The sequence below is a fragment of the Streptomyces geranii genome (assembly GCF_002954775.1).
Taxonomy (GTDB): domain Bacteria; phylum Actinomycetota; class Actinomycetes; order Streptomycetales; family Streptomycetaceae; genus Streptomyces; species Streptomyces geranii.
In genome coordinates this window covers 202,830-222,600 of the sequence record NZ_PJME01000003.1, presented here as the reverse complement: position 1 = coordinate 222,600, position 19,771 = coordinate 202,830, and the positions used below count along the sequence as shown (strand labels likewise).

At 68.6% G+C, this 19,771-nt stretch carries 13 protein-coding genes; 3 read left to right on the top strand and 10 right to left on the bottom strand.

From position 1 onward, the window contains the following. The first annotated feature begins 108 nt into the window (after positions 1-108). Positions 109-1,206 (top strand): LCP family protein, encoded by a 1,098-nt coding sequence (locus CW359_RS05960; protein WP_105968693.1) that lies wholly within the window; start codon positions 109-111, stop codon positions 1,204-1,206. Between the two features lie 359 nt (positions 1,207-1,565). Here the strand turns inward: CW359_RS05960 and CW359_RS05955 are convergent, their stop codons facing one another. Continuing rightward, on the bottom strand, positions 1,566-2,636 hold the full coding sequence (locus CW359_RS05955) for a PLL family lectin (RefSeq protein WP_105968692.1): 1,071 nt from the start codon (positions 2,634-2,636) through the stop codon (positions 1,566-1,568). A gap of 108 nt (positions 2,637-2,744) precedes the next feature. Here CW359_RS05955 and CW359_RS05950 point away from each other — a divergent pair, with 108 nt between their 5' ends. Beyond that, positions 2,745-3,122: a PIN domain-containing protein gene (locus CW359_RS05950; RefSeq protein ID WP_105968897.1), complete on the top strand. Its 378-nt coding sequence runs from the start codon at positions 2,745-2,747 to the stop codon at positions 3,120-3,122. A 49-nt stretch (positions 3,123-3,171) separates the two neighbouring features. Here CW359_RS05950 and CW359_RS05945 read toward each other — a convergent pair whose 3' ends face one another. The 9 genes from CW359_RS05945 to ngcE all read right to left on the bottom strand — a co-directional run bounded on the left by CW359_RS05945 (position 3,172) and on the right by ngcE (position 15,447). Continuing rightward, positions 3,172-4,671 carry an amino acid permease gene (locus CW359_RS05945; RefSeq protein ID WP_105968691.1) on the bottom strand — a complete coding sequence of 500 codons (1,500 nt, stop codon included), beginning with the start codon at positions 4,669-4,671 and terminating at the stop codon, positions 3,172-3,174. A gap of 148 nt (positions 4,672-4,819) precedes the next feature. Further along, entirely contained in the window at positions 4,820-6,745 is a 1,926-nt protein-coding gene (gene dxs, locus CW359_RS05940; protein ID WP_105968690.1) for a 1-deoxy-D-xylulose-5-phosphate synthase, read from the bottom strand. 281 nt (positions 6,746-7,026) lie between these two features. Next, positions 7,027-8,349: a sugar ABC transporter permease gene (locus CW359_RS05935; RefSeq protein ID WP_105968689.1), complete on the bottom strand. Its 1,323-nt coding sequence runs from the start codon at positions 8,347-8,349 to the stop codon at positions 7,027-7,029. Further along, positions 8,346-9,134 (bottom strand): ATP-binding cassette domain-containing protein, encoded by a 789-nt coding sequence (locus CW359_RS05930; protein ID WP_105968688.1) that lies wholly within the window; start codon positions 9,132-9,134, stop codon positions 8,346-8,348. The genes CW359_RS05935 and CW359_RS05930 overlap by 4 nt, the downstream gene beginning before the upstream one ends. Before the next feature lie 252 nt (positions 9,135-9,386). Next, positions 9,387-10,493, bottom strand: coding sequence for a sugar ABC transporter substrate-binding protein (locus tag CW359_RS05925; protein ID WP_198655105.1), 1,107 nt, complete (start codon positions 10,491-10,493; stop codon positions 9,387-9,389). A 124-nt stretch (positions 10,494-10,617) separates the two neighbouring features. Further along, positions 10,618-11,817, bottom strand: coding sequence for an ROK family transcriptional regulator (locus tag CW359_RS05920; RefSeq protein WP_105968687.1), 1,200 nt, complete (start codon positions 11,815-11,817; stop codon positions 10,618-10,620). A gap of 220 nt (positions 11,818-12,037) precedes the next feature. Beyond that, positions 12,038-12,964, bottom strand: a complete 927-nt coding sequence (locus CW359_RS05915) for a carbohydrate ABC transporter permease (RefSeq protein WP_105968686.1) — start codon at positions 12,962-12,964, stop codon at positions 12,038-12,040. Positions 12,965-12,969: 5 nt separating this feature from the next. Next, the gene (locus tag CW359_RS05910) at positions 12,970-13,896 is read right to left on the bottom strand and encodes a carbohydrate ABC transporter permease (RefSeq protein ID WP_105968685.1); all 927 of its coding nucleotides are present in this window, start codon (positions 13,894-13,896) and stop codon (positions 12,970-12,972) included. Between the two features lie 60 nt (positions 13,897-13,956). Then, positions 13,957-15,447, bottom strand: coding sequence for an N-acetylglucosamine/diacetylchitobiose ABC transporter substrate-binding protein (gene ngcE, locus CW359_RS05905; RefSeq protein WP_232838243.1), 1,491 nt, complete (start codon positions 15,445-15,447; stop codon positions 13,957-13,959). 471 nt (positions 15,448-15,918) lie between these two features. On the opposite strand from ngcE, the gene CW359_RS05900 reads away from it, so the two are divergent. Then, the gene (locus CW359_RS05900) at positions 15,919-19,746 is read left to right on the top strand and encodes a GH92 family glycosyl hydrolase (protein ID WP_105968684.1); all 3,828 of its coding nucleotides are present in this window, start codon (positions 15,919-15,921) and stop codon (positions 19,744-19,746) included. Positions 19,747-19,771 lie beyond the last annotated feature (25 nt).

The following is a 19,771-nucleotide window of genomic DNA, read 5'->3' as shown; positions in this document are numbered from 1 at the left end:
CTGGTTCTCACTCACACATCCGTACAACCCTTCACCCGCCTCGTGTGTCTCAACTGAACTCTCTGTGCTCCCTTCCTGTAGGGAGGCACCGATCAAGACCGGAGCGACATGAGTCACATCGGAGTCCAGAACGATCCCGACCAGCGTTCACGTGAGCGTGAGCGCCCCCGCAGCCGCAGTCGTGCCCGGACGATCCGCCGCGGCATCCTGGTGGGGCTGCTGGTGCTGGTGCTCACCGGTGGCGGGGCGGCCTGGTGGATGTACCAGGGGCTCGACTCCAACCTGAAGGACGGCGCCGTCGACCTGAACAAGACGCTGGGCGACGGGAAGGACCGGCCCGCCCGGACGGCCGCCGCCGCGGGTGCGACGAACCTGCTCGTGCTCGGCTCGGACTCACGGGCCGGCAAGAACGCCGCACTGGACCCCGGCTCCGACGTGAGCGGGGCGCGGTCCGACACCGCGCTGCTGGTGCACATAGCCAAGGGGCGGACCAAGGCGGTCGCGGTGAGCATCCCGCGCGACACCCTCGTCACCCGCCCCGAGTGCACCCGGTCCGACGGCACCGTGGTGCCGTCCCGGAAGCGGGTGATGTTCAACTCGGTGTTCTCGCAGGTCGGTCTGGCGTGCACGGCGAAGACCGTGGAGGCGATGAGCGACGTCCGCGTCGACCATCTGATCGTGCTGGACTTCGCCGGCTTCAAGGGACTCGTCGACGCGGTCGGCGGGGTGACCGTCACCCTCGACCAGCCGATCACCCCGCTGGGGCTGACGGCCGGGGCGCACCGCCTCGACGGCACTCAGGCCCTGAAGTTCGTACGGACCCGGTACGGCTACGGCGACGGCAGCGACCTCGGCCGCATCGGGCTCCAACAGCAGTTCATGCTGGCCCTGTTGAGCGAGATCAAACGCCAGGACCTGCTCGGCAGCCCGGCGAAGCTGTACCGGATCGCCGACACGCTCACCGCGTCGCTGACCACCGACTCCGACCTGGCCTCGCTCACCGCGCTGGCCAAGTTCGGGCGCAGCGTGCAGGGCATCGACCCGGCCGCCATGGAGACGATCATGCTGCCGGTCTCGTACGACAAGCAGGACCCGAACCGGGTCGTGGCAGCCGAACCGCAGGCAGCGGCCCTGTGGAAGGCGATCCGCACCGACTCCACCATCCCCGAGTCGGCGAAGAAGTCCCCGGCGGGCGGCGGAAGTTAGCCCTCCGGGCCCCGGACCGTTCACCACGTCTTCCGGCCTCGGGCCGCCCGCAACGCGGCCCGATCTCGGGCCGACTGCCCCGCCGCCGAGCCCCAGACGTCTGCCACGCCGCCCGATCGCGGGCCGACTGCCGCGCCGCCGGGCCCCAGACCGGCTGCCACGCCGCCGACTCCCAGACCGTCCGCCACGCCGCCGGGCCTCAGACCGTCCGCCACGCCACCCGGCCTCGGGCCGACTGCCGCACCGCCGACTCCCAGACCATCCGCCACACCGCCGGGCCTCAGACCGTCCGCCACGCCACCCGGCCTCGGGCCGACTGCCGCACCGCCGACTCCCAGACGTCTGCCACGCCCCCAGCCTCACACCGTCTGCCAAGCCTCCAGCGCCAACCCCGCCTCCCGCTTCCGCCGGGCCATCTTCAACTCCCCGCCCCCGGGCACCACCGTCGCCGCGACGACCCTGCCGTCCGTGTCCTCCGTCAGCGACACCCGTGCGTCCAGTGGGAGTTGGGGGCCCGACTCCGTCCACCACGCGCCCGCCGACTCCTGCTCGGTCGGGTACGCCGCGAACGCCACCCGGCCGCTCGCCGAGCGCTGGGCGAGCAGGGTGCAGTCGACCTCGTCCAGGGTGCAGCGGATCACCGCGACCGGGCCGGGGCCGGCGCCGGGGATCACCTCCACCGGGTCGCTGCCCGCCCGCCACGCGCACACGGTGTCCGTGTCGTCCGTGTAGAAGAGGGTCACGTGGTCGTCGGACGTGACCAGGGCCCGCAGGGTGCCCGGACGAGCCGTCACCTTCAGGGGGGTCTCGTCGAGTTCCGGGATCCAGCCGGGGCCGCCCTGCGTCCAGCGCACGATGCCGTGGGGCGAGTTGCCGTACAGCTCCACGCGGCCCGAGGTGCGCGTGACCGCCGTCAGCTGCTCCTCGACGTCCTCGCCCTTGAGGTCGCGCCAGGGGCCCCAGCCGCCGCGCTCCTTCTGGCCGCGCATGCTGACCCCGCCCACCGCGTTCCGTACGAACACATGGGCGCGGCCCTCCGCGTCGACGGCGACCGCCGGTACGCCCGTCCGGTCGCCCTTCTGGTTCGGGTGGCCCAGCGGTGTCCAGTCGAGCGCCGCGAGTGCGGGGCGGAAGTGGGTGGTGTGGACGAGGCCCGCCTCGCCCTTCACCGTGGGGCGCCAGGTCGCCAAGTGGGCGTACTCGTCGGCGCCTTGGCCGACACCGAGCATGGGGTGCACGCGCTGGTCGCCGCCGAGGCGCCGGGACGGGAGCCAGGGCCCGCCGGGCCGTGACTCCGCGCGGCAGACGATCGCGTCTCCGACGGCGTCGTAGGCGCTCAGCCGGCCGTCGCGACCCCGTATCAGCCAGTCGCCGTTGACCGACTCGGGACGCCCCGCGGCCGTGGTCGCGGAAGGAGGAACAATGGGCACTGGACTACTTTAGTGTGCTCTTACCCTCGCCACACCTCCCGGCCCCCTCATCCGGTACACCCGATTCCGGTACGTCCGTTTCCTGCCCGCCGTGCGACCCTGATGTCCATGGATGCCCCTCTGCTCTTGATCGTCGACGCCGCGAATGTCGTCGGCTCGGTGCCCGACGGCTGGTGGCGGGACCGGCGTGGGGCCACCGAGCGGCTCAGGGACCGGCTCTCCTCTTACCCGGAGAGCGGGCTGCCGGGACGGGCCGGGCCCCTGGAGATCGTCCTCGTCGTCGAGGGCGCCGCCCGGGGAGTCGAGTCGGTTCCCGGTGTACGGGTCGAGCCCGCGCCCGGCAGCGGGGACGACCGCATGGTCGAGCTGGTCGCCGAGGCCCGGGGGCGGGACGTACTCGTCGTCACCGCTGATCGTGAACTTCGGCGCCGGGTCGGGGAGTTGGGCGCGGACGTCACCGGGCCCCGTACGGTGCGCGGCGACTAGTACGCCGTACCGTACGGGGCCCGATCGTCAACTCTCCTCGTCCGTCAGGTCAGTTGGTGTCCACCTTGGGGGCTTCCTCCTGGCGGCCCAGGAGGCTGTGGGAGCGGCCGTACGCGAAGTACACGAGGAAGCCGAGCGCCATCCAGAGGGCGAAGCGGAGCCAGGTCTCGGCGGGCAGGTTGAGCATCAGCCAGAGCGAGGCGAGCACCGACACGATCGGGATGAACGGCACCCACGGCGTGCGGAACGAACGGGGCAGGTCGGGGCGCGACTTGCGCAGGATGACGACGCCGATCGCGACGACCACGAAGGCGAACAGCGTGCCGATGTTGACCAGTTCGGCCAGTTCGCTGAGCGGGGTGAAGCCGGCGACGATCGCGATGATCACGCCGAGCAGGATCGTCGGGCGGTGCGGGGTCCGGAAGCGCGGGTGGACGTGGGAGAAGAAGCGGGGCAGCAGGCCGTCGCGGCTCATCGCGAAGAAGACCCGGGTCTGGCCCAGCAGGAGAATCATGCAGACCGTTGTCAGGCCCACCGCGGCGCCGAAGCTGATGAAGCCCGCGAACCACGGGTGTCCGGTGGCCTTGAACGCGTCGGCGAGCGGCGCGGTCACCGACAGGTCGGTGTAGTGCTGCATGCCGGTGACCACGATCGACACCAGGACGTAGAGGGTGGTGCAGATGATGAGGGAGCCGATGATGCCCCGGGGCATGTCCCGTTGGGGGTTCTTGGTCTCCTCGGCGGCCGTGGCGACGACGTCGAAGCCGATGAAGGCGAAGAAGACGACGGACGCGGCGGTGAAGATGCCCATCACACCGAAGTTGGAGGGCGCCCAGCCGAACATCAGCTGGATCAGCGGCGCTTGGAGGCTGTCGCCGGCCGGTACGTCCTGTGCCTTGGGGATGAACGGGTCGTAGTTGCCGCTCTTGACGAAGAAGGCGCCCGCGACGATCACGGTCAGCACGACGATCACCTTGATGGCGACGACGATCGAGGTGACGCGCGCGGAGAGCTTCGTACCGAGGACGAGGATGGCCGTCAGTACGAGGACCAGCGCGGCGGCGAGGATGTCGAAGCCGAAGCCGTCGGCGCCGTCCCGGCCGCTGAGCGCCTCCGGCAGATGCCAGCCCGCGTTGTCGAGCAGCGAGTCGATGTAGCCGGACCAGCCGACGGCGACCACCGCCGTACCGAGCGCGAACTCCAGCACCAGGTCCCAGCCGATGATCCAGGCGGGCAGCTCGCCGAGGGAGGCGTACGAGAAGGTGTACGCGGACCCGGCGACCGGGACTGTGGAGGCGAACTCGGCGTAGCAGAGCGCGGCGAGCGCGCAGACGACGCCGGCGACCACGAAGGCGAGGGCGACGGCGGGGCCGGCGTTGTTCTTGGCGACCGTGCCGGTGAGGACGAAGATGCCGGTGCCGATGATGACACCGACGCCGAAGACCGTCAGGTCCAGCGCGGACAGGGATTTCTTGAGCGCGTGCTCCGGTTCCTCGGTGTCACGGATGGACTGTTCGACCTTCTTCGTCCTGAAGAGGGTGCTGCTCACGGGCGTACCTCCCACGCTGTGTCGTCCCGGACATGATCGAGAGGGGGCGTGGTGCGTATGCCCCGGCGCGAGGGAATTCACGCTAATGGGCCGCTTTCCCCACCGTAAAGGGTGGTGAAAGCGGCCCATTGGGGCTCACATCCGTGGGTCAGTCGCGGGCCGGCTCCACCGAGTCGACCTCGGACTGCTCGAAGCGGCCGTCGATCTTCGAGACCAGGCCGGTGACCTGGCGGGCGATGTCCGGCGCGGTCAGGCCGATCTCCGCCATGACCTCGGCCCGGGATGCGTGGTCGAGGAAGCGCGGCGGGATGCCGAAGTCGCGCAGCGGTACGTCGACCCCGGCGTCCCGCAGTGCCTGTGCGACGGCCGAACCGACGCCGCCCACCCGGGAGTTGTCCTCGACGGTGACCACCACGCGGTGCCGGTCGGCGAGCGGTGCCATGGCCTCGTCGACCGGCTTGACCCAGCGGGGGTCGACGACGGTCGTGGAGATGCCCTGCTGGTCCAACAGCCCGGCGATCTCCAGGCACATGGGAGCCAGCGCGCCCACGGAGACGAGGAGCACGTCCGGCGTGTCCGTACCCGGCTCGCGCAGAACGTCCATGCCGCCGACGCGTCCCACGGCGGGTACGGCGGGGCCGACGGCGCCCTTCGAGAAGCGAACGACGGTCGGCGCGTCGTCGACCTGGACGGCCTCGCGGAGCTGGGCGCGGACCTGGTCGGCGTCGCGCGGGGCGGCGAGGCGCAGGCCCGGGACGACCTGGAGGATCGACATGTCCCACATGCCGTTGTGCGAGGCCCCGTCGGTGCCGGTGACCCCGGCCCGGTCGAGGACGAACGTCACCCCGCACTTGTGCAGCGCAACGTCCATCAGCACCTGGTCGAAGGCCCGGTTCAGGAAGGTGGCGTACACCGCGAAGACGGGGTGCACTCCCCCGGCGGCGAGGCCGGCCGCGGATACGGCACCGTGCTGCTCCGCGATGCCGACGTCGTAGATGCGGTCGGGGAACGCGTCGGCGAACTTCTTCAGGCCGACCGGCTGGAGCATCGCGGCCGTGATGGCGACGATGTCCTCGCGCTCCTCGCCGAGCTTGACCATCTCGTCGCCGAAGACGGAGGTCCAGTCGGCGCCGGAGGCCTTGATCGGCAGGCCGGTGTCGGGGTGGATGGGGCCGATGCCGTGGAAGCGGTCGGCCTCGTCCTGGAGGGCGGGCTGGTAGCCGCGGCCCTTCTCGGTGAGGCAGTGCACGATGACCGGGCCGCCGAAGCGCTTGGCGCGGGCCAGCGCGGACTCCAGGGCCTCGATGTCGTGGCCGTCGATGGGGCCGACGTACTTGAGCCCGAGGTCCTCGAACATGCCCTGCGGGGCGATGAAGTCCTTGAGGCCCTTCTTGGCGCCGTGCAGGGTCTCGTACAGCGGCTTGCCGACGACCGGGGTCCGCTCCAGCAGGTCCTTCCCCTTGGCGAGGAACCGCTCGTAGCCGTCCGTGGTGCGCAGGGTGGCCAGGTGGTTGGCGAGGCCGCCGATGGTGGGCGCGTACGAGCGTTCGTTGTCGTTGACGACGATGACCAGCGGGCGGTCCTTGGCGTCGGCGATGTTGTTCAGCGCCTCCCAGGCCATCCCGCCGGTGAGCGCGCCGTCACCGATCACGGCGACCACGTGGTGGTCCTCGCGTTTCCTGACCTCGTTGGCCTTCGCGAGGCCGTCGGCCCAGCCCAGGACGGTCGAGGCGTGCGAGTTCTCGATGACGTCGTGCTCGGACTCGGCCTGCGAGGGGTAGCCGGAGAGGCCGCCCTTCATCTTCAGCCTGGAGAAGTCCTGGCGGCCGGTGAGGAGCTTGTGGACGTAGGACTGGTGGCCCGTGTCCCAGAGCACCTTGTCCTTGGGCGAGTCGAAGACCCGGTGCAGTGCGATGGTCAGCTCGACGACACCGAGGTTGGGGCCGAGGTGGCCGCCGGTCTTGGAGACCGCGTCGACGAGGAAGGTCCGGATCTCCTCGGCCAGCTGGTCGAGCTGCTCCAGGCTGAGCCGGTCAAGATCACGCGGTCCCGTGATGCGGGTCAGCAGCGGCACCCGTGCCTCCTTGCAGTAGAGCTGATCGAGCTTTCGCCGGGCGTGTCGAGTCTAGTGTTCCGCCTTTGCGGACGACGCCCGGCCTCTGCGTGATACGTCACGCGATCGGCCGTACCCAAGAACAGCTGGGTCTATGACAAGCCTGTGCCCGGTGTCGCTTGGCGACACCGGGCACAAATGTTTGAAAGCACGCCGAAGGCGCCGCTTTCAGGGGCGCGGGGAACTGCGCGAGAAGCCACGGACGGCCCGCAGCCGCCCAACCACCGCAGCCCCCACCACGACTAGGCCCGCCCCGCGGCCTTCTGGCTCCGCCGGGACACCGAGTCGATGACGACCGCGCCCAGCAGCACCGCACCCGTGATCATGTACTGGATCGACGTGTTCATGTTCAGCAGGTTCAGACCCGTCTGGATCGACTGGATCACCAGCATGCCCAGCAGCGCGGACCACACGTTGCCCCGCCCGCCGAACAGCGACGTACCACCGATGACCGCCGCCGCGATGGCCAGCATCAGCGTGTTGCCGCCACCGGCGTTCAGCGTGGCGCTCGCCGTCTGGCCGGCGAAGAACATACCGCCGATCGCCGCGAACCCACCGGAGATCGCGAACACGGTGATCCGGATCATCGGCACGTTGATACCGGCCCTGCGCGCCGCCTCGATGCCCCCGCCGACCGCGAAGACCTGGCGGCCGTACGTCGTACGACGCAGCACGAAGTCCACGATCACCAGCGCCGCGAGGAAGATCACCAGGGCGTTGGAGACACCGGAGTAGTTGTTCAGCACGGCCGCGGAGACGAACGTCGCCAGGGCGAGCGCGCCGACGCGCAGGACGATCTCGCTGGTCGGCCGGAAGGGCACGCCCGCGGCCTTGCGCCGGCGCTGTTCGCCGAAGGAGCCGACGAGCATCGACAGGACACCGAGACCGGCCAGCAGATAGGCGCCGATGATGGCCTGGTCCATGAAGAACGAGCTCTGGCCGAGCAGCTGGACCGGGCCCTCGTCGGCCGGGATGTTGATGGTGCCGCTGGAGCCCAGCAGCCACAGCATCAGGCCGTTCCAGCCGAGGAAGCCTGCCAGGGTGACGACGAACGCGGGTACGCCGATCTTGGCGAAGAACCAGCCGTGCAGCGCGCCGACACCGGCGCCCGTGAGGATGGCCAGCGCCAGCGCGAGCCAGCCGTTCATCCCGTGGGTGACCACGAAGACGGCGAAGATCGTGGACGCGAGACCGCTCACCGAGCCGACGGAGAGGTCGATCTCGCCGAGCAGCAGCACGAACACCAGGCCGATGGCGAGCATGCCGGTGGCCGAGAGGTAGTAGCTGATGTTGGAGAGGTTCTCGGCGCTGAGGAAGCGGTCGTTCTGGAACTGGAAGATCGTCCAGATGACGATCAGACCGATGACGACCGGCAGCGAGCCCAGCTCGCCGCCCTTCACCTTGCGCTTGAACTCGGTGACGTAGCCCTTGAGGCCCTCGTCACGGACCAGCAGCCGCGGGTCGACGACGGTCACCGCCGCCGCGGTCGGGTCGTCCGCGGGGGCCACCGTGTTCTGGTGCTCCGCGCCGGGGTCCGGCTTCACGGTCTTGGACGTGTCGCTCACTTTGCCGCCTCCGTGGTGCGCCCCGCACGACGGGTCACGGCGTTGTCCGTGGCTCCGGTGATCGCGGCGATGATCTCTTCGTGGCTCGTGGTCTTCACCGGGAAGGAGCCGTTGTTCCTGCCGAGGCGCAGTACGTGGACGGTGTCCGCGACCGCCTTGACGTCGGCCATGTTGTGGCTGATGAGGATGACGCCGAGGTCGCGCTCGCGCAGCCGCTCGACCAGGTCGAGGACCTGGGCGGTCTGCTCGACGCCGAGGGCGGCGGTCGGCTCGTCGAGGATGACGACCTTGGGGTCGCCGATCAGGGCGCGCGCGATGGCGACGACCTGGCGCTGACCGCCGGAGAGGCTGGCGATCGGGATGCGGACGCTCGGGATGCGGATCGAGAGCGTGCTCAGCAGCTCGCGGGCGTTCTTCTCCATCGACACCTCGTCGATGACACCGCGGCGCAGCAGCTCGCGCCCGAGGTAGAGGTTGCCGACCACATCGAGGTTGTCGCACAGGGCGAGGTCCTGATAGACGGTCGCGACGCCGAGTCCCTGGGCGTCGTGCGGCTTGTTGATGCTGACCGGGTTGCCCTCCCACTCGATGACGCCCTCATCGATGGGGTGAACGCCCGCGATCGTCTTGACCAGGGTCGACTTTCCTGCGCCGTTGTCGCCCACCAGGGCGACCACTTCTCCGGGGTGGACCTCCAGCTCTACGTCGGTGAGGGCCTGGACCGCACCGAACCGCTTGGAGACTCCGCGCAACGCCAACACGGGCGTAGCGGACACGTGAACCATCTCCTTCGCCGCCTGACCGGCGGGGATGCCGCGCTTGGGGTAAGGCGCGGAGGGATGTGCGCAATGCACTGGTTTACAAGATGAACATGCGCGAATCCGCTGCCGATGGCAACGGTTCCGTCCGACGCCCGATCCGGCAGCGGGGTATGAAGGCCGGATCGGGCGTCGGACAGGTCTCGCGGGACCGCCGGGCGGCCGTCTCCGGGTGGGTGCCCTGGGGGCGCCCACCCGGTGCCGGCGGTCCTGGGATGCCTACTGCAGGCCCGCGGTCTTGCAGGCGGCGGCGAACTCGCCGGTGCAGATCTCGGCGATCGTGTAGAGCTTGTCCTTCACGACCGTGTCCGCGATGTTGGCCTTGGTGACCGACACCGGGGTCAGCAGCTGCGAGGGGACCTTGTCGCCGGAGCCGCTGGTGAGCGTCTCGGTGGCGAGCGAGTCGATGCTCTTGCCGTCCAGCAGGTTCACCGCGATCTGGGCGGCGGCGTCGGCCTCCGGCTTGAAGGCCTTGTAGACGGTGCTGGACTGGGTGCCGGCGACGATGCGCTGGATGCCCGCCAGTTCCGCGTCCTGGCCGGTCAGCGGGATACCGCTGATGCCGGCGCCCTTGAGGGTGTTGGCGATGCCACCGGCCATGCCGTCGTTCGCGGCGTAGACGCCCGCGATGTTCTTGGCGCCGAGCTGCGTGATGGCGGCCGACATCTTCTCGGCGGCGACGGTGTCCTTCCACAGGCCGGACTGCTCGTAGGCGATGTCGACCTTGCCGTCGAGGGCTTCGTGCGCGCCCTTCTTGAACTGACCGGCGTTCGGGTCGGCGTCGTCACCGTTGATCATGACGACCTTGGCCTTCGGGGTCGCCTTGGCGCCGAGGGAGGCGAGCAGGGCCTCACCCTGGAGCTGGCCGACCTTGACGTTGTCGAAGGAGACGTACGCGGAGACCGGGCCCTGGGCCAGACGGTCGTACGCGACGACCTTGATGCCCTTGTCGACCGCCGTCTGGATGGAGGACTTGATGGCGGCGGAGTCCTGGGCGCTGACCACGATCACCTTGACACCCTTGGTGATCATGGTGCTGACCTGCTGGGCCTGCTTGGCCGCGTCGCCGGCGGCGTTCGCGTACTCGACCTTGCAGTCGGAGCACAGCTCCTTGACCTTGGCCTCGAAGAAGGGCTTGTCGAACTTCTCGTACCGAGCGGTCACGCTGTCGGGGAGCAGCAGACCGATGGTCTTGTCGCCGCCGCCCGAGCTGCTGGTGCTCCCGCTGTCGTCCTTGTCGTCACCGGCCTTCCCACAGGCGGCCACGGCGAGAGCCATGGAAACCGCAGTGGTACCGATCACGACTCTACGCATCATCGCGTTCATTTTTGGTGGTGCCTCCCTGACAGGGCCGCAACGCTGCGGCCGAGGTGGCTGGAAGTCAACTCGGCCACACGTGCGACGTCAAGAAGTAAATCCTTAACGGGTTGGCAACGGCTTTGTTCGTTCTCTAGGTGAAGGCAGGAGTCGCTGCGTTCAGCGTGCCGTCCAAAAGGGTCGAATCACCCATCTCGCTCAGCGCGAGGGCGAGTGCTCCGAGCACCTCCGCACGGCCTCCAAGTGCCCCTGGAAGAACGGACAGTTGACGTGCCGCACTGGGGATCGCATAGCGGCCGACCGACTCTCTGATGGGACCGAGCACCAGCTCACCGGCCTCGGCGAGATCACCACCGAGGACCACCCTGCTCGGGTTCAGCAGATTGCAGAGATTGGCGACTCCACTGCCGATGTGGCGGCCGACGTCGGCGATCACGCGACGGCAGCCCGGGTCTCCGTCCCGCGCCAGCCGCACGACACCTTCCATGGTCAGGTCGGTTCCGTGGCTGGACTGGAGGAGCGGAAGCACATAGCGCGCCGCCGCGAAGGTCTCCAGGCAGCCCCGGTTTCCGCAACGGCAGACGGGGCCGGATTCATCAAGAGTAATATGCCCGATTTCTCCCGCTGTGCCACCCGGGCCGCGGTAGATCTTGCCGCTGATCACCAGCCCGGCGCCGACCCCGCTCGCGACCTTGATGTACGCCAGGTCGCGCACCCCCCGGCCGCTGCCCCAGACCAGCTCACCGAGGGCGCCGAGGTTGGCGTCGTTGTCCACGTGCACCGGTACGCCCAGGCGCCCGCGCAGCTCCTCGCCGGGTCTGGTGCCGATCCAGCCGGGCAGGATGGCGCTGGAGCCCAGGGTGCCCGACTCCACGTCGATCGGGCCCGGTACGCCCACGCCCACACCGGCGATCTTGGAACGGTCGACCCCCGTTGCTGCGATCAGGCGACTGACCAGCTCTTCCGCCCGGTCGAAGCCCTGCGCGGCGGAGGCGTCCACGTCCAGCGGCTCGGACTCCTCGGCCAGCACCTGGTGGGCCAGGTTGCCGATCGCGACCCGCAGATGCGTGTGCCCGAAGTCGATGCCGATCACGATGCCGGCGTCGCCGCTCAGCGAGACCGCCCGGGCTCTTCGGCCACCCGCCGACGTGGGCGTGACCTCGACGGTTCCGCCGTCCTTCAGCTCGCGCACGATGTTGGACACCGTGGCCGCGGACAGACCGGTGGTCCGGGCGATCTCGGCCTGCGTGAGCGACCCGGCGAGGCGTACGGCCCGTACGACCCGTTCGAGGTTGGCTCGGTGCAGCGACGACTGCGACCCCGGAGTCTCCACGACGACCTCCTGCGCGCGGGACCGCTTCGATGAGGCCCCGTCTATGTCCAACTAGTGAACTCTAAGCTGAGCCGTTAGGGTCGCCTCCCGTCAAGAGGTTGAACTGCATCCGGGGTCTTGTACACATAGCGGCGCGCGTGCACGGTTTGCGGTGTGCACGCGCGCGTACGGCGGCTGAACGGACGGTTCCGGTTACGCCGTCCGGGTTACCCGGGTCCGGTCATTTCAGCGCGCCCGCCGTGAGTCCGGCCACCACCTGACGCTGGAAGACGATGTACGCGGCCAGCACCGGCAGCATCGCCATGACCAGGCCGGCGAAGAGTCCCGACCAGTCGCCCTTGTAGCCCTGGCTGGCGGCCAGCTGCACCAGGCCCTGGGTGAGGACCCGCTTGTCGGGGTCGGTGTTGAGCACCGTCGGCAGCATGTACTGGTTCCACTGGCCGAGGAAGTTGAAGATGCCGACGCTGATCAGGCCGGGTTTGGCCATCGGCAGCATGATCTGGAAGAAGGTCCGGGAGTGCGAGGCGCCGTCCACGAAGGCCGCCTCCGCCACCGAGGACGGCAGGGTCCGGAAGAACGCGGTCAGGAAGAAGACCGTGAACGGCAGCGAGTAGGCGATGTAGACCAGGATCAGCCCGTGGATCGTGTTCAGCAGCCCCATGTTGTCCACGACGTAGAACAGCGGGACCAGGGCCAGCATGATCGGGAAGCTCATGCCGCCGATGAACAGGTAGTAGATGAACCGGTTGCCCGGGAAGTCGAAGCGGGCCAGGACATAGGCGGCCATCGAGCCCAGCACCAGGGTGCCGACGAGCGAACCGCCCACCACCAGGATGGTGTTGAGGAAGTAGTCGCTCATGTTGGCGTCGGTCCAGGCCCGCGCCCAGTTGTCGAAGTGCAGCTTGTCCGGCAGGGCCCAGGGCGAGCTGAAGATCGCGTTGTCGTCCTTGAAGGACGTCATCACCGCCCACAGCAGCGGCATCACGACCATGATCGCCCAGAGGACGAGGATGCCGTGCGAGAAGACGTTGAGGACCCTGCCCTCGCGCTTCTCCCCCTCGCCCCCCGCGGGTGTGTCCGCCTTGCGCACGGGGCCTCCGGCCTGCGGGGGAACCGTGTCCGACGGTGTGCTGTCGGTCGTCTTCATAGGTGTCAGTACTCCAGCCGCTCGCGCCGGCCCAGCCGCATCACGACGGCCGCGAAGGCCAGCGTGACGACGAGGAGGGCGACCCCGATGGTGGTTGCGTAGGCGGCCTGACCGTCGCGGAAGGCCTTCTGGTAGACGTACAGGACCATGACGGTCGTCGAGTAGTCCGGTCCGCCGGGCCCGGTCGTCATGATCTGGACGACCGCGAACGACTCGGCGCCCAGCGCGAGGATGCCCATGTAGACCCAGCCGGACTGCACGGTGTCCCACAGCAGCGGCAGGGTGATCCGGAAGAACGTGGTGGCCCGGCCCGCACCGTCGAGCAGCGCGGCCTCGTACAGGTCGGCCGGGATGGACGCCATGCCCGCGGAGAACAGCACCACGAAGAAGCCGACCGTCGACCAGACCAGTACCGCCATCACGCACCACAGGGCGAGGTCCGGGTCGCCCAGCCACAGCGGCTGGACGCTGTCGAGCCCGATACCGCGCAGCAGCGAGTTGATCGAACCGCTCTCCGGGTTGTACGCGAAGGCGAACAGCAGCGCGACGATCGCGATCGACAGCACCTGCGGGAAGAAGTAGACGATTTTGTAGAACGAGGAACCGCGGACCCCGGAAATCACCGGGCCGCCCCGGCGCCGTTTCCCGCCCACATTGATCATGAAGGCGAAGAACAGCGCCAGACTGATCGTCACCAGCGGCAGCACCAACGCGAACAGCAGGCTGTGCTGCAACGACTTCCAGAAGATCTCGTCGTCGAGCATCCTCTTGTAGTTGTCGAGGCCGACCATCTTGAATTCCGGGCTCAGTCCGGTCCAGTCCGTGAACGAGTAATAGATGGACTGGATGAACGGCCAGACGACGAACAGTACGTACAGCCCCAGAGGGACCGCCAGGAATCCCACGATGAAGCGGTACTTGCCGTGCTGCATTACCACAGACCCCGTTCCGTGCGCGGGTGCCGCCACTGGTGACAGATCATCGGCTGCCGGTCACTGGTGCTTGTAGTGCTTGATCGAGTCGTCGCTCGCGGTCGCGTCGGCGTAGGCCTGGATCTTCTTGATGGCCTCGGCCGGGGTGAGCCGCCCCGCCATCATCTCGCCGAGCCCCGAGACCCCGATCTGCTCCTTCTGGAGCTGTACGTACCAGTCCTGGAGCCGCGGGTTGACTACGTTGTCGCCTGCTTTCTCCAGCGCCGCCACACCGGACTTGAGGCCCGGGGTGAGGGTGATGCCGTCGGTGCCGCCGTTGTACGCGGTCAGCGACTTCACCTTGCTGGTGAAGTTCTTCGAGGACGCCTCACTGAGCATGATGCGCAGCTGCTCCATGCCGCCCGCCGTGTTCTTCGCCTTGGCGGGGACGATGAACGGCTCGCCGCCGGAGGCCCAGATCGTGCCGAACGGCAGCTTGTCGGAGCTGTCGATGCCGGTCGGCGCGGAGACGGCGAGATCGAAGTCGGCGGGGATGACGTTCGCCGACTCGTTCTCCACCCAGGAGCCGTTGGGGATGAAGAGCGCCTTGCCCTTGGCCCACGCGGTCTGCGACTGGATGTGGTCCAGACCGGGCGTGCCCTTGAGGATGTAGCCCTTCTTGTACAGCTCGTAGTACGCCTCGAAACAGGCCTTGACGGCCGGGGCCTTCCAGGCGTTCGGCTCCAGGTTGTCGATCGCGTTCAGGACCTCGACGCCGCCGACCTTGCCGATCATCGCGTAGAGCGAGAAGGGCAGGTAGTACGGGTACTTGCCCGCGTAGGTCCAGCCGGCGATGCCCTTTTTCTTGGCCTTCTCGCACACCGCGAGCATCTCGTCCCACGTCTCGGGGTACGTGGCGTCGAGCGAGTCCAGGGCCTTCTGGGAGTACCAGACGCCGTACACCGTGTAGGCGTAGTACATGATCCACACCGGGTCGCCGTCGAGCTGGCCCATCTCGACGATGCCCGGCCGCAGCGTGTCGCGGACCTTCTTGGCCGGGTCGTCGTAGGACGGGGCGTCGAGGAGCGGGGTGAGGTCGGCGAGCTGGTTCTTGCCGGCCAGGACGCCCATGTCCATCTGCTCGGCGCCGGAGTTGTCGATCAGGTCCGGCGGGGTGCCCTGGTTGAAGCGGGGCTGGAGCGTGGACTGGATCTTCTGGGTGGCCGAGAACTTGACCTTGGCCTTCGGGAAGTTCTGCTCGTAGATCTTGACCGCGTCCTCGGCGTACTCCTTGCCGAAACCGCCGTCGAACAGCACGAACTCCATCTGGGCGGTGTCGTTGACCGCCAGGGGGTTCTTCGCGGTCTTCTTGCCCGCGGCGGCCTTGTCCTCGTCGCCCCCGCCGCCGCTGCTCGCACAGGCGGACAGGAAGCCCATCGCGGGGACGGAGACCAGGCCGAGCGCTGCGGAGCGCTTGATGAGGTCGCGGCGGCCCACGCCGTTCACGGGGGTGGTGCGGGAGGTACGGGTGGTGCTCTCGGGGGTGCGGCTCTCGTCGGAGGTGGATCCCATGCTCAAGTCCTCGCCTTCTCCAGGACTCAGGCGGTGAACCGGAACCTCCCGGCACCGCGGTCGGGTCGTACTGGGTCGTGCAGGAAGTACGTCGTGCAGGAAGTACTTAGTCCGTGATGTGCCTTGATCAGAGGGAATACCCGGCGGGCCGCGCGTTCAGCACGTCAAACCACCCTTCCGGCTCTCCCGCACCTGTCGTCCACCGGTCGAACGGTACGTGGACGCCGACAGGTATAGTCCACTTCCCGTCAAAGGGGCAAGATCGAATGCAGGGTTGGCCGCGGGTCTTTTCCGAGTTGAGACCTCGCGGAAATATGCGGAGCGCGCGCATCCCTTTGAGCGGGAAATTCGCGATATTGGGCCCGAATGCCACACCCAACGCCCTTGACACCACTGACCACTTGACTCCCTACTGGTTCCTGCGCGGCCAAGGTGACAACGTTGTCCAGGTGGCAGGGAGGGTGCTCTCGCATGCGGTATGGAGTTCGGCACAGGGCTCGGTACGGATGGGAGTTCAGATCAATTTCGGCCATCGCGGCAGTGTTCGCACTGGTGATCGGCGGACAGGGTGCGGCGACCGCACTGCCCGCCGCCGCACGGGCCGCCGACCGGGAGTTCGCCTCCTCGTTCGAGGCGGGTGAACCGGCGCCGGACTGGCTGAACACCGTCGACACCGGGCCGGACGGCGCGAGGCGGGCCTCGGGGGTCGACGGCGGCTACAGCAGCGGCATCCCGGGCAATGTGACCGACCGGGTGACGGACGTCCGGGCGAGCGCGGAGAACACCGCCGGGGGCGAGGTGAAGGAGAACCTCGTCGACGGCGAGCCGGGCACGAAGTGGCTGACGTTCGCGCCGACGGGCTGGGCGGAGTTCGACCTGGCCGAGCCGGTCAGGGTCGTCACCTACGCGCTGACCTCGGCCAACGACCACGCCGAGCGCGACCCGGCCGACTGGACGCTCCAGGGCTCGGTGGACGGCACGACGGGCTGGACGACCCTCGACACCCGCTCGGGCCAGTCTTTCGCGGAGCGCTTCCAAACCAGGTCGTACGACCTTGCCGAGCCCGCCTCCTACCAGCACTTCCGGCTCGACATCGGGCGCAACAACGGCGGCGCCATCACGCAGCTCGCCGATGTCCAGTTCTCGACGGGCGGCGGCGCCGACCCCGTACCCCGGGACATGCTGTCGCTGGTCGACCGGGGCCCGAACGGCTCCCCGACGGCGAAGGCGCGGGCCGGTTTCACGGGCAAACGGGCGCTGCGGTACGCGGGTACGCATCAGGCCGACGGGCGGGCGTACTCGTACAACAAGGTGTTCGACGTGGATGTGACCGTCGGCCGGGACACCGAGCTGTCGTACCGGGTGTTCCCGTCGATGGCGGACGGCGATCGCGACTACGACGCCACGAACGTGTCGGTGGACCTCGCCTTCACGGACGGCACGCTGCTGAGTGAACTGCCGGCGGTGGACCAGCACGGCTTCGCGCTGACGCCTCGTGGGCAGGGCGCGGCCAAGGTGTTGTACGTCAACCAGTGGAACCATGTCGCCTCGCGGATCGGCGCGGTGGCGGAGGGGCGGACGGTCGACCGGGTGCTGGTGGCGTACGACTCGCCGTCCGGTCCGGCGAAGTTCCGGGGCTGGATCGACGACGTGGCGCTGCGGACGGTCGCCCCCGAGCCTCCTCGGGAACACCTGTCCGACTACGCCGTGACGACCCGGGGCACCAACTCCAGCGGCGGCTTCTCACGGGGCAACAACTTCCCGGCGACGGCCGTGCCGCACGGCTTCAACTTCTGGACGCCGGTGACCAACGCGGGCTCGCTGAGCTGGCTGTACGACTACGCGCGGGCCAACAACACCGACAACCTGCCGACGATCCAGGCGTTCAGCGCGAGTCATGAGCCGAGCCCCTGGATGGGCGACCGGCAGACCTTCCAGGTGATGCCGTCGGTCTCGGCGGGCACCCCGGACACCGGGCGTACGGCACGGGCGCTGGCCTTCCGGCACGAGAACGAGACCGCGCGGCCCTACTACTACGGGGTGCGGTTCGAGAACGGCGTCAGGGCGGAGATGACCCCGACCGACCACGCGGCGGTCCTGCGCTTCACCTACCCCGGCGCCGACGCGAGCGTCCTCTTCGACAACGTCACCGACCAGGCGGGCCTGACCCTGGACCCGGACAGCGGCACCTTCACCGGCTACTCGGACGTGAAGTCGGGGCTGTCGACGGGGGCGACCCGGCTGTTCGTGTACGGGGAGTTCGGCGAGGAGGCGGTGGTCACGGAGGGCTCGTCGAGTGGGGTGAAGGGATATCTCCGGTTCAGGCCGGCGTCGGACGGGACGGTGACGCTGCGGATCGCCACCTCGCTGATCAGCGTCGACCAGGCGAAGGCCAATCTGCGGCAGGAGATTCCGGAGGGCACGTCCTTCGAGGCGGTACGGGCAGGTGCGCAGCGGCAGTGGGACGGGCTGCTCGGGAAGGTCGAGGTGGAGGGGGCGACGGCGGACCAGCTGACGACGCTGTACTCCAGCCTGTACCGGCTGTATCTGTACCCCAACTCCGGCTTCGAGAAGGTCGGTTCGAAGTTCCAGTACGCGTCGCCGTTCTCCCCGATGCCGGGTCCCGACACCCCGACGCACACCGGGGCGAAGATCGTGGACGGCAAGGTGTACGTCAACAACGGCTTCTGGGACACGTATCGGACGACCTGGCCGGCCTACTCGTTCCTGACGCCCCGTCAAGCGGGCGAGATGGTCGACGGGTTCGTGCAGCAGTACAAGGACGGCGGCTGGACCTCGCGGTGGTCCTCCCCCGGGTACGCCGACCTGATGACGGGTACGTCGTCGGACGTGGCGTTCGCCGACGCCTATGTGAAGGGGGTCGGGTTCGACGCGAAGTCGGCGTACGACGCGGCCGTGAAGAACGCGACCGTGGTACCCCCCTCGTCGGGCGTGGGCCGCAAGGGCATGGCGACCTCGCCGTTCCTCGGCTACACGAGCACCGAGACGCGTGAGGGCCTGTCGTGGGCGCTGGAGGGCTACCTCAACGACTACGGCATCGCGCGGATGGGTCAGGAGCTGTACCGGGAGACGGGCGTGAAACGGTACAAGGAGGAGTCCGAGTACTTCCTCAACCGGGCCCAGGACTATGTGCGGTTGTTCGACCGGCGGGCCGGTTTCTTCCAGGGCCGGAACGCGCAGGGCGACTGGCGGGTCGAGTCGTCGGCGTACGACCCGCGCGTCTGGGGCCACGACTACACGGAGACCAACGGCTGGGGCTACGCCTTCACGGCCCCGCAGGACAGCCGGGGTCTGGCCAACCTGTACGGCGGCCGGGCGGGCCTGGCGGACAAGCTCGACGAGTACTTCGCGACGCCTGAGACGGCGGCACCGGAGTTCGTGGGCTCGTACGGCGGGGTCATCCACGAGATGACGGAGGCGCGGGACGTCCGGATGGGCATGTACGGCCACTCCAACCAGGTGGCCCACCACGTGAATTACATGTACGACGCGGCAGGGCAGCCCTGGAAGACGCAGAAGAACGTCCGCGAGGTGCTCTCCCGGCTCTACACGGGCAGCGAGATCGGCCAGGGCTACCACGGCGACGAGGACAACGGGGAGCAGTCGGCCTGGTATCTGTTCTCGGCGCTGGGCTTCTACCCGTTGGTCATGGGCAGCGGCGAATACGCCATCGGTTCACCGTTGTTCACGAAGGCGACCGTCCATCTGGAGAACGGACGGGACCTGGTGATCAAGGCTCCGGAGAACAGCGCGCGAAACGTGTATGTACAGGGCTTGAAGGTCAACGGGCAGTCCTGGACGTCGACTTCGCTCCCCCACTCGATCGTCTCGGCGGGTGGGACCCTGGAGTTCGACATGGGCCCGGAGCCTTCGGCATGGGGTACGTCCAAGGAGGCGGCCCCGGTGTCGATCACCCAGGACGACGAGGTGCCCGCGCCTCGGGCGGACGTGGTGGTGGGCGGGGGTGCGTTGTTCGACGACACGTCGGCGACGAACGCGACGGTGACGTCGTCCGTGAACCTGCCGGTCGCCGGTGCCACGAAGGCCGTTCAGTACACGCTGACGTCGGCGGACCGGGCTGCGGCTCCGACGGGGTGGGTGCTGCAGGGGTCGTCGGACGGCGCCAACTGGCGGACGTTGGACCGGCGTTCGGGTGAGCAGTTCAGGTGGGACCGGCAGACCCGGGCGTTCTCGGTGGCGTTCGCGGGCTCGTACGCGCGGTATCGGCTGGTGCTGGACCGGGAGTCGGCTTTGGCGGAGGTGGAGTTGCTGGGCTGAGCCGATCCTCCCGGGCCCGCTTCTC

Coding starts and splice junctions, on each gene's coding strand:
- CW359_RS05915 (WP_105968686.1), bottom strand. CDS start 12,964: ATGAAGACGACCGACAGCACACCGTCGGACACGGTTCCCCCGCAGGCC.
- CW359_RS05910 (WP_105968685.1), bottom strand. CDS start 13,896: ATGCAGCACGGCAAGTACCGCTTCATCGTGGGATTCCTGGCGGTCCCT.
- CW359_RS05900 (WP_105968684.1), top strand. CDS start 15,919: ATGCGGTATGGAGTTCGGCACAGGGCTCGGTACGGATGGGAGTTCAGA.
- ngcE (WP_232838243.1), bottom strand. CDS start 15,447: ATGGGATCCACCTCCGACGAGAGCCGCACCCCCGAGAGCACCACCCGT.
- CW359_RS05950 (WP_105968897.1), top strand. CDS start 2,745: ATGGATGCCCCTCTGCTCTTGATCGTCGACGCCGCGAATGTCGTCGGC.
- CW359_RS05930 (WP_105968688.1), bottom strand. CDS start 9,134: ATGGTTCACGTGTCCGCTACGCCCGTGTTGGCGTTGCGCGGAGTCTCC.
- CW359_RS05960 (WP_105968693.1), top strand. CDS start 109: ATGAGTCACATCGGAGTCCAGAACGATCCCGACCAGCGTTCACGTGAG.
- CW359_RS05925 (WP_198655105.1), bottom strand. CDS start 10,493: ATGAACGCGATGATGCGTAGAGTCGTGATCGGTACCACTGCGGTTTCC.